The sequence below is a fragment of the Solihabitans fulvus genome, from assembly GCF_008386585.1.
Taxonomy (GTDB): Bacteria; Actinomycetota; Actinomycetes; order Mycobacteriales; family Pseudonocardiaceae; genus Solihabitans; species Solihabitans fulvus.
Window position 1 is genome coordinate 80,770 of the sequence record NZ_VUOB01000041.1, and the last position, 12,143, is coordinate 92,912.

Here is a 12,143-nt window from a genome sequence, read left to right on the forward strand (position 1 = left end):
GTCGATGCCACGTCCAGGACAGTCGGCTTGAACACACGGCACCTCCTCGTTTCCGCCGGCTCTACCACCGGCTCCTGCGTCGTGGTGATCAGCCTGCCCGACCACACCCAGCACCCGCAACACCTTTTTGACCTGCGGTTTTACTGACGGCACGACGATCTCTAGGCAAACAGATCGAGCGTCCGCTCCCCGGTCCGCTCCATCCTCAACCCGGCCGCGGTCGCCGCCCTGATCACCCCGTCGACGGTCCGTGGTTCCCGCGACACGGTCGCCAGCGCCCTGGCCAGCCGCCCCTTGTGCGACTTGTTGTGGTGGCTCACCGCCTTGCGCACCCCGCCGCCGTCGTCGCTGACCACCCGCACCACCACGGCGTCGGGCACCCTGGCCAGCGCCGCGTACGTGCCCGACCGCAGGTCGATCACCAAATCGTCCACAGTGGACAACTGCGGCTCCAGCACCGGCCGCCACAGCCCCCGCAACGAGCCGATCGCCGGCACCACGCTGCCGCCCGACAACCGGTAACCGGGCACGGGATCGCCGCCGCGCACCACGCCGAACAGCGCCGACGCCACCGCCAGCCGCCGATACGCCCTGGTCCGCTCGCCCCTGGACAGGCCGCCGAGGTCGAGCGCGTCGTAGAGCACGCCCGTGTACCTGGCCAGCGCGGGCAGCGTCGGCGACGTGAGCAGCTCGGCGTTGCGCGCCACCTCGCCTGCCTGCCGCTCGGACAGCTCAAGCGCGGCCAGGCTGGCCGGGACGTCGGCGGCGAGGTCCACCAGCGCGTCGACGAGCTTGCCGCGCACGGGGTTCAGGTCGGGGAAGGACAGTCGGCCGAGGTCGAGCGGCGGACCGTCGCCGCCGTCGGCCTTGGTCTCCGACGGTGGGAGCAGTACCAGCACGGTGACTCAGGGTAGAGAAATGCGCTTCGCCCGGCCCGGCTGGGTCGGTAGCGTCGAGCGGATGGCGATCAGCTGGCGACCGTTGACCGAGGCCGACGTCCCCGCCATGGCGCTCCTGGTGACGGACGCGGATGCGGTCGACCGGACCGGCGAGCGGGCGGGTGAGAGCGAGCTGACCCGACTGCTGACCGGGAGCGCCGTCAGCGCGGCGGACAGCACCCTCGCCGCCGTGGCGGACGGCCGCCTGGTCGCCTTCGCCGCCATCCCGATCCGCCAGCAGACCGGCGAAGTCCATCGGGTCCGGATCGTCGGCCAGGTGCATCCGGACTGGCGCGGCCGGGGCATCGGCAGGGAACTGCTGCGCTGGCAGGTCGACCGCGCCAAGCACCTGGCCTTCGCCGCACACCCCGAGCTGCCGCTCGAACTGCACGTGCACGTCGACAGCCGCAACGACGCCCAGCGCGCGCTCCTGTTCGGCGAGGGTTTCCGTGCGGCGCGCGAGTTCGCCACAATGCGGGCCCCACTCCCAACTCCAACCCCGCCCCAGTCGGCCGTCCCCACCGGCCTACGCCTGATCGACTACGTCGAACGGCACGACGAGGCGACCAGGCTCGCGCTCAACGAGGCCTTCCTCGACCACTGGGGCCATCGGACGATCAGCGCGCAGGACTGGCGCAGCGGCTTCACCGACATGCCGTCGTTCCGGCCCGCCCTGTCCACGCTCGCGCTGGACGAGCGCACCGGGGAGGTCGCCGGCTTCGTGCTCGGCTTCGAGTACGACGCCGCCACCGAGCGCACCGGGGTGCGCGAGATCAACCTCGGCCACGTCGGCACCCGCAGGCCGTGGCGCAGGCGCGGCCTGGCCGCCGCGATGGTCGGCCGCGTGCTGGCCGCAGCGGGCGCCGCCGGGTTCGGCACGGCGGGCCTCTCCGTCGACACGGACAACCCGAACGGCGCGCCGAGGGTCTACCGGCGGGCCGGCTTCGAGGTCGTTCGGCGTTGGCACGCCATGGTTCTCGCCGTCTCGCCACAGCCGCTCCCGCGGACCACTTCCGGGACACCGAGGCACAACCCGTAACCGGTTTCCGATTCGGCGAACACGGCCACTACGCTGCGTGGACAGCCCCGGGTACCTTTCGCCACGAGGAGCACCAACCGTGATCACCAGGATGTCGTCGCTGTTCCTGCGCACTCTGCGCGAGGACCCAGCCGACGCCGAAGTGCCCAGCCACAGGCTTCTGGCCCGCGGTGGCTACGTCCGCCGTGTCGCGCCGGGTGGGTACTCCTGGCTGCCGCTCGGGCTGCGGGTGCTGCGCAACATCGAGCAGATCGTCCGCGAGGAGATGGACGCGACCGGGGCGCAGGAGATCCAGTTCCCCGCGCTGCTGCCGAGGGAGCCCTACGAGGCGACCAACCGGTGGACCGAGTACGGCCCCAACCTGTTCCGGCTCAAGGACCGCAAGGGCGCCGACTACCTGCTCGGCCCGACCCACGAGGAGCTGTTCGCGCTCACCGTGAAGGGCGAGTACAGCTCCTACAAGGACTACCCGGTCACGCTCTACCAGATCCAGACGAAGTACCGGGACGAGGCGCGGCCCCGCGCCGGCATCCTGCGCGGGCGCGAGTTCGTCATGAAGGACTCATACTCCTTCGACCTGGACGACGAGGGCCTGGCCGCCAGCTACCAGCGGCACCGCGACGCCTACATCCGGATCTTCGACCGGCTCGGCCTGAACTACGTGATCGTGGCCGCCACCTCCGGCGCGATGGGCGGCTCGGCGTCCGAGGAGTTCCTCGCGGTCGCGCCGACCGGCGAGGACACCTTCGTGCGCAGCACGGAGTCCGGCTACGCGGCCAACGTCGAGGCCGTGACCACCCCGGCGCCCGCCGAGCAGCCCGTCGACGGCAGGCCGGACGCGCAGGTGCACCACACGCCGAACACGCCGACCATCGAGTCGCTGGTCGACTTCCTCAACGGCGCGGGCCTCGGCCGCGTCTTCACGGCGGCGGACACGCTGAAGAACGTGCTGCTGAAGACCAGGCAGCCGGGCGAGCAGGACTGGACGCTGCTCGCCGTCGGCCTGCCCGGCGACCGCGAGGTCGACACGAAGCGCCTTGAGGCCGCGCTGGAGCCGGCCGAGGTGGCCATGCTGGAGGAGTCCGACTTCGCCAGGAACCCGTTCCTGGTCAAGGGTTACATCGGGCCGGGCGCGCTGCTCGCCAACGGCGTCCGCTACCTCGTTGACCCCAGGGTCGTGCGCGGCACCGCGTGGGTGACCGGGGCGGACAAGGCCGACCACCACGTCGTCGACCTGCTGTGCGGCAGGGACTTCACGCCGGACGGCACCATCGAGGCCGCCGAGGTGCGCGAGGGCGACCCCTCGCCGGACGGCGCCGGCACGCTCGTCGCCGAGCGCGGCATCGAGATCGGCCACATCTTCCAGCTCGGCCGCAAGTACGCGGACGCGTTCTCGCTCGACGCGCTCGGCCCGGACAGCAAGCCGATCCGAATCACCATGGGCTCCTACGGCATCGGCGTGTCCCGCCTGGTCGCGGTGATCGCCGAGCAGAGCCACGACGAGCGGGGCCTGATCTGGCCGCGCCAGGTTGCGCCTGCCGACGTGCACGTGGTGATCGCCGGCAAGGACGAGACCATCGTGGCCGGGGCCGAGCAGCTGGCCGCCGAGCTGGACGCGGCCGGCCTGCGGGTGCTGCTCGACGACCGCAAGGCCAGTCCCGGCGTCAAGTTCGCCGACGCGGAACTCGTTGGCGTGCCGACGATCCTGGTGGTCGGCCGCGGCCTGGCCAACGGCGTCGTCGAGGTCAAGGACCGGGCGACCGGCGAGCGCGTCGAGGTCGCCGTCGACATCGCCGTGCCGCACCTGGTCAGCCTCGTTCGCGGCTGACCGCACCGCACGCACCCGACGGCCCCGCGCTCCAGAGCGCGGGGCCGTCGCGTCGTATCGGCTGTTCAGCTGTTCAGTCAGGCGGCGCGCAGGATGCTGTCCAGCACGGTGGCGGTGTCGCTGAGGTCGGTGAGCACGACGTGCGCGCCCGCCGCGTGCAGCTCGGCCTCGGTGCTGTGCCCGGTGGCCACGCCGATGGCGGTCGCGCCGTGCTTCAGCGCCGCCTCGACGTCGTGCGGGGTGTCCCCGATGACGACCACGGACCTCGGCTCGAACCGCACGTCGTGCTTGGCCGAGGCGAGGCCGACGGCGGCGGGCACGAGGTCGGGCCGGCTGGCCGACAGCGAGCCGTAGCCGCCGATCTCGAAGTCGACGTGCGGGTCCATCCCGAAGGCGGCCAGCTTGACCCGCGAGACCTCCGGCAGGTTGCCGGTGACCAGCGACTGCACCACGTCGGGGCGGGTCGCGAGCGCGGCGAGCGCGTCGACGGCCCCCGGCAGCGCGCGGCCCTGCCCGGCGAGCAGCTCCTGATCGCGGGTCGCGACGTCGACGAGCGCCGCGTACATCCGCTCGACCAGCTCGTCGGTGCCCTCGGCGCCGTGCGTCGCGAGCATCTCCAACGTGATGGCGCGTTCCGTGCGGCCTTGGAACGCCGGGAAGTGGCTCAGCTCCCGCCCGAGCACGGCGGCGATGGCGTGCCGGTACCAGGAGCGGCCGACGCCGCGCAGCTCGACGAGGGTCAGGTCGATGTCCCAGAGCACGAGCGTTTCGGTCACCCGGCCATCGTCACACGGCGATGGCTCGTTCCCCAAGGACGGTCAGGGGAACCGTCGGGCACTGTCCTATGCGGACGGTCGGACGCTGTCCACGATCTTGCGCACGTCGTCGGTGCTGGGGCCCTCGTCGGCGTGCGGGCCGCCGAGCGCGACGTTGAGCGCCACCACGGACGCCCCGTCGCTCGTCGGCAGCGCGATGCCGGTGACCTGGCCCTTGGGCGCGAAGCACGCGCTGACCGAGGTCGGGGTGGCCTCGACGGTGACCGCGATGCCGTTGACCCCGTTGTGGGTGATCGGCTGCACGACCGGGTCCGACAGCTTCGGCACCTCGCCCTTGACGGTGTAGCTGGCCGTCGCCATGGCCGTCGCGGTCGCCCTGGCCAGCACTGTGAGGTTCTGCTCGGTGGAGTGGCCCGAGCCGATCAGCGCCTGGATCATCGAGCTGCCCTGGCAGTCGAACGGCTTGGCCACGGCCTGCTTGGACAGGCTGACAGCGCCGGCGTTCTCGACGGTGCTCGTCTTCTGCCAGGCCGCCGGCACCTCGTAGACGACGCCCGCCGTGCTGTTGGTGATGAGCTGCCAGCCGGCGAAGCGGGCCTTGGTGGGGTCGTAGGTGCCCTGGTCGCCGCCGGTCGGGGCTGTGCTGGTCTGCTGGGCCGCCGGCTTGTCGCCCTTGGTGGCCAGCATGATCGTGGCGACCCCGGCGCCGACGACGAGGAGCACGATCACCGCGCCGAGCACCAGCCACCTGGTGCGGTTGTTCTTCTTCGGCGGCGGCGACGGCTGCTGCCCAGGCCCGCCCGGGTACATGCCGAAGCCGGTGTACTGGCCGGAGCCTGTGTACTGGCCGGAGTACTGGGGCTGGCCGCCGTTGCTGGGGTAGGACACGGTCGCTCCTGATCGGATCTGGTGGCGGTGCTACTTGACCGGGACCGGTCGGGCGGAGTCGGCGATCTTCTGGAGGTCGGCCTCGGTGGTCGGGGCCGGGGTGGCCGGGCCGCCCTCGAGGTCGCCGTTGTCCATGAACACCACGAGGTCCTGGTTCGTCGTCAGCACCACGATCTTCACCTCGCCCTTGGTGGCCAGGCACTGGTTGCCCGTGGTGGTGATGATCGCGTCGACCTCGACACCGTCGATCTGCTTGTCGATGCTGTTCCTCGGGTCCTGGAACTGCCGCTTGATCGGCTTGGGCGCGCCGAGCTTCAGGTCGATCTTCGCGCCACCGACCTGGTAGAACTGCTCGCCGAGCGCCTTGGCCCAGGCGTTGGCGACGGTGGTCGGGTCGCCGGTGGGCACGCGCACGACGGCGGCGCCGGAGCGGCCGTAGCCGGAGCCCTGGCAGTTGTAGTTGCCGTACTCCGAGACCCCGATCATCGAGACGCTCTGCATCGAGTCGATCTTGATCTTGCCGCCGGCGCGGGAGACCCAGCCGGACGGGATGTCGTAGGCGAGTTCGGTGGCCGGGGTCGCCACCACGGTCCAGCCGGGCACCACCGGGGCCACGTCGACGAGCTGCTTGCCGGTCGACGCGGACGGCGCGGTCGGCGCGCTGCTCTGGTCGGTCGACGCGTCGGTGTTGGGTCGGCTGGCCGGCGCGGTCGCGCTGGAACTGGACTGCGCGACGGGCTGGTCGGTGTTCTTGTTGTTCAGCACCACGATGACCACGACGGCGCCGACCACGAGCGCGACGCCGAGGGCGCTCAGCGCGATCCAGAGGCTGCGCTTGCTCTTGCGCGGCGGCTCCGGCTCGGGATCGGGCGAGAACACGCCGAGGCCGCCGTATCCCGCGCTCTGCTGCGGGAATCCGCCGGTCGCTGGGTAGCCGCCTGCTGTCGGGTGTTCGCCGGACGCCGGGTAGCCGTAGGGCTCGTTTGGCTGCTGTCCCCAGTCACCCTGGCCGGACTGGCCACCCCAACCGTTGTGCCCGTCACCTGGGTAAGTCACCGGCAGACCCTATCGCGTCGACCGTCGGCCAAGGCCGTGACCGGCGAATATCCGCGACCCCTGATCCCCGCGCCCCCTGATGTCGGCAAGGGCGGCTCAGCCGGCGAGGAAGCTCAGCCGCACGCGGCGCACCGGGTTGTCGACGTTGGTGTCCACCAGGCACACCGACTGCCAGGTGCCCAGCGCCATCCGGCCGCCGAGCACGGGAACCGTGGCGAAGGGCGGCAGCAGCGCGGGGAGCACGTGGTCCCTGCCGTGCCCGGCCGAGCCGTGCCGGTGCCGCCAGCGGTCGTCCCTCGGCAGCAGGTCGCGGAGCGCGGCGAGCAGGTCGTCGTCGCTGCCGGCGCCGGTCTCCAGCACCGCGAGGCCGGCCGTGGCGTGCGGGACCCACAGGTGCAGCAGCCCGTCCCGGTCGGTGCCGGCGGCCAGGAACCGTTCGCACTCGGCGGTGAGGTCGTAGACCACCTCGACGGAACCGGTTCGGATCTCGATCTCCTCGGAGCGCACGGGTGCACGGTACGGCGCAGGCTGGCCTGTGGCGCGACGCACAGCCGTCAAGGATGGATTTACAGCTGACAGAGTTTGAAATCTGTCAGTCCATATGTCATCGTTGGTGGCACGAAGACAGGCGCGACGACAGGGAGGACCCCATGAAGACTCGACAGCTCGGCACCACCGGCCCCGAGGTCTCGGCGCTCGGACTCGGCCTGATGGGCATGTCGGACCTGTACGGCCCGGCCGACGAGGCCGAGAGCCTCGCGACCATCCACGCCGCGCTCGAGGCCGGCGTCACGCTGCTGGACACCGGCGACTTCTACGGCATGGGCCACAACGAGCTGCTGCTCCGCGACGCCCTGCGCGGCCACGACCGCCAGCGGGCCGTGATCAGCGTGAAGTTCGGCGCCCTTCGCGACCCCGACGGCGGCTGGATCGGCGTCGACGGGCGACCGGCGGCCGTCAAGAACTTCGTCGCCTACAGCCTGCGCAGGCTCGGCACCGACCACATCGACATCTACCGCCCGGCGCGGCTCGACCCGACCGTCCCGATCGAGGACACCGTCGGCGCGATCGCCGAGCTGGTGCAGGCCGGTCACGTCCGGCACATCGGCCTGTCCGAGGTCGGCGCGGAGACGCTGCGCCGCGCCAACGCCGTGCACCCCATCGCCGACCTACAGATCGAGTACTCGCTGCTGTCGCGGGGCATCGAGGACGAGATCCTGCCGGTCGCCCGCGAACTCGGCATTGGCGTGACGGCCTACGGCGTGCTCTCCAGGGGCCTGCTCAGCGGTCACTGGACGCCGGACCGCGCCATGGCGCAGGGCGACTTCCGCAGCATCAGCCCCCGCTTCAACGGCGCGAACCTGGACGCGAACCTCGCGCTCGTCGAGGCGTTGCGGACCGTCGCGGACGCCAAGGGCGTCTCGGTCGCGCAGGTCGCGATCGGCTGGGCGCTCTCGCGCGGCTCGGACGTCGTGCCCCTGGTCGGCGCCCGCCGCAGGGACCGGCTGACCGAGGCCCTCGGCGCGCTCGACCTCGACCTTGGCCGGGAGGACCTGGCCATGATCGAACGCGCGGTGCCGCGCGACGCCGCCGCAGGCGACCGCTACGACGAGAACCAGTTGGCGCACCTCGACAGCGAGCGCGGCTAGGCTGCCCGGCCGTGACCGAGCAGCTGACCTCCGACCGGATCCTGGCGGCGGCGGAGGACGTCCTCCGCCGGTTCGGGCTGGCCAAGGCCACCGTCGTGGACGTCGCCCGCGCGCTCGGCGTCAGCCACGGCAGCGTCTACCGGCACTTCCCGAGCAAGGCCGCGCTGCGCGACGCGGTGACCGAACGCTGGCTCGTCGGCGTCTCGGACCCGCTGCGGGCCGTCGCCGAGGCGGACCGCCCGGCCACCGAGCGGCTGCGGCACTGGCTGGACACGCTCATCGCGGCCAAACAGACCAAGGCGCGCGAGGACCCCGAGCTGTTCGCCACCTACATCGCGCTCACCGAGGAGGCGCGGGAGGTGGTCGGCCGACACGTCGCGACGCTGGCGGGCCAGCTCGCCGGGATCGTCGCGGACGGCGTCGCCAGCGGCGAGTTCGCGCCGGTCGACACGGCACTCGCCGGCAGGGCGCTGCTGGACGCCACCGGCCGCTTCCACAATCCAGCGCACGCGGGGGAGTGGGCCGATCCCGGCATCGACGCGGCGTTCGAGGCGGTGTGGTCGCTGGTCCTGTCCGGCCTGGCCGCACGCGGCTGAGCCGACGTGTGATCTGCGCTGTATGTCTGGGTCAGGAGGCGCGGCGGAAACATAATCATGGTGTGCGCCAAGCCTTCGGACAGCAGTTCGACATCGCCGCCGGATACCTCAACACCGCCAGCGTCGGGATCCCGCCGGTGGCGGTGGCCGACGCGGTCGGCGAGGCCGTCAATCGCTGGCGGCGGGGCCAGGACGCCTCCGACGCCTTCGACGTGCACGTCAGCACCGCACGATCGGCCTTCGCACAGCTGGTCGGCGTGCCGACCAGCTCGGTGACGATGGGGGCCGGCGCGGCCCAGCTCGTCGGCCTCGTCGCGGCCAGCGTTCCCGACGGCAGCAGGGTGCTGGTGGCCGGCGGCGACTTCACCAGCGTGACGTTTCCCTTTGCCGCGCAGGCACATCGGGGCGTGACGCTCACCGAGGTCGCCCTCGGCGAACTGGTGTCCAGAGTGGACGGTCACGACCTGGTCGCGGTCAGCGTGGTGCAGTCGGCGGACGGCGCGGTGCTCGACCTCGCCGGGCTCCGCGCGGCCGCCGAGGCCGCAGGCGCGCGGGTGCTGCTCGACGTGAGCCAGGCCGCCGGCTGGCTGCCGCTCGAACTGGGCTGGGCGGACTGGGTGGTCGGCGCCGCCTACAAGTGGCTGCTGTCGCCGCGCGGGGCCGCGTGGCTCGCGTCCGCGCCGGACGCGCTCGACCTGATCGTGCCGAACTCGGCCAACTGGTTCGGCGGCGAGGACCCGTGGACCTCCATCTACGGCCTGCCGCTGCGGCTGGCCGATGACGCCCGCAGGCTCGACATCTCGCCGGTCTGGTTCGCCCAACTCGGCGCGGCCGCCTCGCTGTCCTGGCTGGCCACCCTCGACCTCGCAGCGGTGCGGGCGCACTGCGTCGGGCTGGCGAACGGCCTGCTCGCCGGCCTCGGGCTGCCGCAGGGCGACTCGTCGATCGTCTCGCTCGCCGTGCCGGGCGCGGCGGAGCGGCTCAGGGCGGCGGGCGCGGTGTTCGCGCAGCGGGACGGCCGCGTCCGGCTGGCCTTCCACCTCTACAACACCGAGGAGGACGTCGACCTGGCGCTGGCCGCGATGAGCTGACCTCGGCGAGCGGCGGCGATGTGGCCAGAAAACCACCCGTTTGGGTTGGTGTGCGCCCCGGACGGGCAACCGCTACCGTCGGTACCCGTGTCGGAACCACAAAACTCACCCGAACCAGCGACACAACGGGTGCCCACGTTCCCACCGCGACCGGGCGACACGGCCGCGCAGCCGCCCCTGCCCGCGATCAGCGGCTCGCTGGCCGACCTGTTGATGTCCGGGCAGTACGGCCAACAGCCCGAACTCGACGCGGCGACGCAGCAGTACCAGCCGCCGGACCAGGTTGGACCCCAGTCGACCAGGCCGCAGTTCGCGCCGCCGCAGTACGGGCCGTCCCAGTTCAGTGGCCCGCCGCAGTTCGGCGGGCCGGAGGCGTCGCTGCCCCCGCTGCCGCGCGTGTCGGGCAGGCGGCGCGGCTACCTGATCAAGGGCCTCGGCCTGGTGGCCATCGCGGCCGTGTCCGGGCTGATCTGGCTGCTGTTCCAGCCGTCGGACAACTCCGGCACACCCGCCCCGACCAAAGCCCCCACAGGCCAGTTCGCCTTCACCAGGGCCGAGCAGACCAAGGAACCGCTGCGCGACAGCAACTGTTCCGAGCACGCCTACTCCAAGGTCAAGGAACTGCTGGTGACCACGCCGTGCCAGCAGCTCACCCGCGCCCTCTACGAGACGAAGACGCCGGACGGCGAGACCGTCTACACGTCGGTCTCCGTGGTCCGGATGCGCAGCGCGGACGACGCGAAGAGCCTCATCGCGCTGAGCAAGGCAGACGGCACCGGGAACATCAGCGACCTGATCCGCGACAACGCCGTCAAGATTCCCGAGGCCGCGTCCATGAAGACCCTGGCCAACGGCGGGTACGCCTCGCGCCAGGACGACCGCGACGTCATCATCGTCGAATCCGACACGGCGGCTGGCGGCCCGGAGCAGGGCGCGCACCACGACCTGATGAAGCAGATCAGCGCCGACGCCCTTCGTCTTGGCAAGGACCTCACCGGCTAGCGCGAACATTGCCGCGGCGAACATCGCCGCGACGGGCCCGGCCGAGACACGCGGCCCTGGACGCGCCGCACTGTGGCGCGAAACACGCCACCGGGTCCGGTGAACCGGCAGGCGGGCGTCAGGACCGGCCGGGCAGCGGCACGGCGAACGGCGCGATCCCGCCGGTCCGCCGCCAGCGCGCGGCGCGCACCGCGCAGTTGGTCAGCGCGTCCAGCGCGGTGCGGCGCAGGTCGCCGTCGTCGGTCCGTTCGAGCACGCCGTGCCAGGCGTGCGCGCCGTCCGTCTCCGCCGCGGCCAGCATCGCGATCGCGGACGCGGCGTCGGAGACCGGCTTCTGGCCGTCCGGCGGCAGGTACGCGGGCTCGGCGGGGCGCGGGGTCGCGCCGACGTCGCGCAGCAGCCGCTCGGTGGCGTCCCTGCGGGCCCGGTGCGCGGTGGCGCCGTCGTTCGCGGCGGCCAGGTTGTCCTGCTGGAGGAAGGCCGTGGCCAGCGAGCACGTCCACACCGCGGCGTGCTCGGCGCTCAGCGCCTGCTGCACCGCGTCGATCACCTCCGGCGCGAGCTGCCGCCCCTGGCTCGGGCTGACCGGCGCGCCGGAGTTCGGCGTCGAGGTCGGCATCAGCGCACCGCCTCGCGCAGCGCGGCGCACCCCGCGGCGATCGAGCCGACCAGGCCGGCCCGGAAGTTCGGCAGGGTCAGCACGAGTTCGCTCGCCTTCTTCTCGGCCGCGGTGAGCGCGTCGGTCAACGCCGTCTTCGCGGACTGCGGATCGGGTGGCGGCGGCGTCGGCGCCGCGCTCTTCGTCGGCGCGGCCGAACTGCTCGGCGACGGCGGCCGCGCCCGGTCCAGCTCGGCCTGGAGCACCTTGGCGTGCTCGCCCCGGTTCGTGGCGACCAGGCCGGCCGCCTCGGCGAGACCGGGCTGCGCCGAGGCGATCGCGGCCGCCGCGGCGGCGTCGGCGCGGGCCTGGACCGCGAGCTCCGTCAGCGGGTCGGGCGGCAGTGGCGGCTCTGGGGTGCTGCATGCGACGGCCAGCGGGGCCGCCAGCGCGGTGAGCGCGCCGACGACGAGCACGCCACGTCGGGAGACAGCCGGTGCGGAGATCACAACGAGTCATCCTGCCAGGCGATTGACCCGACCCTGGTCGCGGCGGCTGGCGCGACCACCCGACAGGGGGGCGGCGCGGCGACCGTGGCGGCGCGAGAGGTCGATCAGACGAGATACGCTGAGCGACCACGACCGGCGAGTGCAGCGCCGGTCGCGGTTCCGGCCGCGTTCGG

Annotated in this window: 13 protein-coding genes; 6 read left to right on the forward strand and 7 right to left on the reverse strand. The window is 72.4% G+C overall.

Features of this window, described 5'->3' with window-relative positions; translation table 11 throughout:
- Positions 1 to 161: 161 nt before the first annotated feature.
- Positions 162 to 899, reverse strand: coding sequence for a peroxide stress protein YaaA (yaaA, locus tag F0L68_RS22275; protein WP_149851581.1), 738 nt, complete (start codon positions 897 to 899; stop codon positions 162 to 164).
- 19 nt (positions 900 to 918) lie between these two features.
- Here yaaA and F0L68_RS22280 point away from each other — a divergent pair, with 19 nt between their 5' ends.
- Entirely contained in the window at positions 919 to 1,977 is a 1,059-nt protein-coding gene (locus tag F0L68_RS22280) for a GNAT family N-acetyltransferase (protein ID WP_149851582.1), read from the forward strand.
- A gap of 79 nt (positions 1,978 to 2,056) precedes the next feature.
- A complete protein-coding gene (locus F0L68_RS22285) occupies positions 2,057 to 3,805 on the forward strand; it encodes a proline--tRNA ligase (protein ID WP_149851583.1) in 1,749 nt (582 codons plus the stop codon).
- Between the two features lie 77 nt (positions 3,806 to 3,882).
- On the opposite strand, the gene F0L68_RS22290 is transcribed toward F0L68_RS22285, so the two are convergent.
- The 4 genes from F0L68_RS22290 to F0L68_RS22305 all read right to left on the reverse strand — a co-directional run bounded on the left by F0L68_RS22290 (position 3,883) and on the right by F0L68_RS22305 (position 7,032).
- Positions 3,883 to 4,581, reverse strand: a complete 699-nt coding sequence (locus tag F0L68_RS22290; RefSeq protein WP_223199031.1) for an HAD family hydrolase — start codon at positions 4,579 to 4,581, stop codon at positions 3,883 to 3,885.
- Between the two features lie 66 nt (positions 4,582 to 4,647).
- Positions 4,648 to 5,469, reverse strand: coding sequence for a DUF8017 domain-containing protein (locus F0L68_RS22295; protein ID WP_149851584.1), 822 nt, complete (start codon positions 5,467 to 5,469; stop codon positions 4,648 to 4,650).
- 30 nt (positions 5,470 to 5,499) lie between these two features.
- A complete protein-coding gene (locus tag F0L68_RS22300) occupies positions 5,500 to 6,525 on the reverse strand; it encodes a DUF8017 domain-containing protein (RefSeq protein WP_149851585.1) in 1,026 nt (341 codons plus the stop codon).
- Between the two features lie 96 nt (positions 6,526 to 6,621).
- Positions 6,622 to 7,032 carry a YjbQ family protein gene (locus F0L68_RS22305; RefSeq protein WP_149851586.1) on the reverse strand — a complete coding sequence of 137 codons (411 nt, stop codon included), beginning with the start codon at positions 7,030 to 7,032 and terminating at the stop codon, positions 6,622 to 6,624.
- A 143-nt stretch (positions 7,033 to 7,175) separates the two neighbouring features.
- On the opposite strand from F0L68_RS22305, the gene F0L68_RS22310 reads away from it, so the two are divergent.
- The 4 genes from F0L68_RS22310 to F0L68_RS22325 all read left to right on the forward strand — a co-directional run bounded on the left by F0L68_RS22310 (position 7,176) and on the right by F0L68_RS22325 (position 10,863).
- Positions 7,176 to 8,174 (forward strand): aldo/keto reductase, encoded by a 999-nt coding sequence (locus F0L68_RS22310; RefSeq protein ID WP_149851587.1) that lies wholly within the window; start codon positions 7,176 to 7,178, stop codon positions 8,172 to 8,174.
- 11 nt (positions 8,175 to 8,185) lie between these two features.
- Positions 8,186 to 8,770 (forward strand): TetR/AcrR family transcriptional regulator, encoded by a 585-nt coding sequence (locus F0L68_RS22315; protein ID WP_149851588.1) that lies wholly within the window; start codon positions 8,186 to 8,188, stop codon positions 8,768 to 8,770.
- A 62-nt stretch (positions 8,771 to 8,832) separates the two neighbouring features.
- A complete protein-coding gene (locus tag F0L68_RS22320; RefSeq protein ID WP_149851589.1) occupies positions 8,833 to 9,861 on the forward strand; it encodes an aminotransferase class V-fold PLP-dependent enzyme in 1,029 nt (342 codons plus the stop codon).
- A 129-nt stretch (positions 9,862 to 9,990) separates the two neighbouring features.
- Positions 9,991 to 10,863, forward strand: a complete 873-nt coding sequence (locus tag F0L68_RS22325; RefSeq protein ID WP_149851590.1) for a hypothetical protein — start codon at positions 9,991 to 9,993, stop codon at positions 10,861 to 10,863.
- 118 nt (positions 10,864 to 10,981) lie between these two features.
- Here F0L68_RS22325 and F0L68_RS22330 read toward each other — a convergent pair whose 3' ends face one another.
- A complete protein-coding gene (locus F0L68_RS22330) occupies positions 10,982 to 11,482 on the reverse strand; it encodes a ferritin-like domain-containing protein (protein WP_149851591.1) in 501 nt (166 codons plus the stop codon).
- Entirely contained in the window at positions 11,482 to 11,970 is a 489-nt protein-coding gene (locus F0L68_RS22335; RefSeq protein ID WP_223199032.1) for a hypothetical protein, read from the reverse strand. The genes F0L68_RS22330 and F0L68_RS22335 overlap by 1 nt, the downstream gene beginning before the upstream one ends.
- Between the last annotated feature and the right edge of the window lie 173 nt (positions 11,971 to 12,143).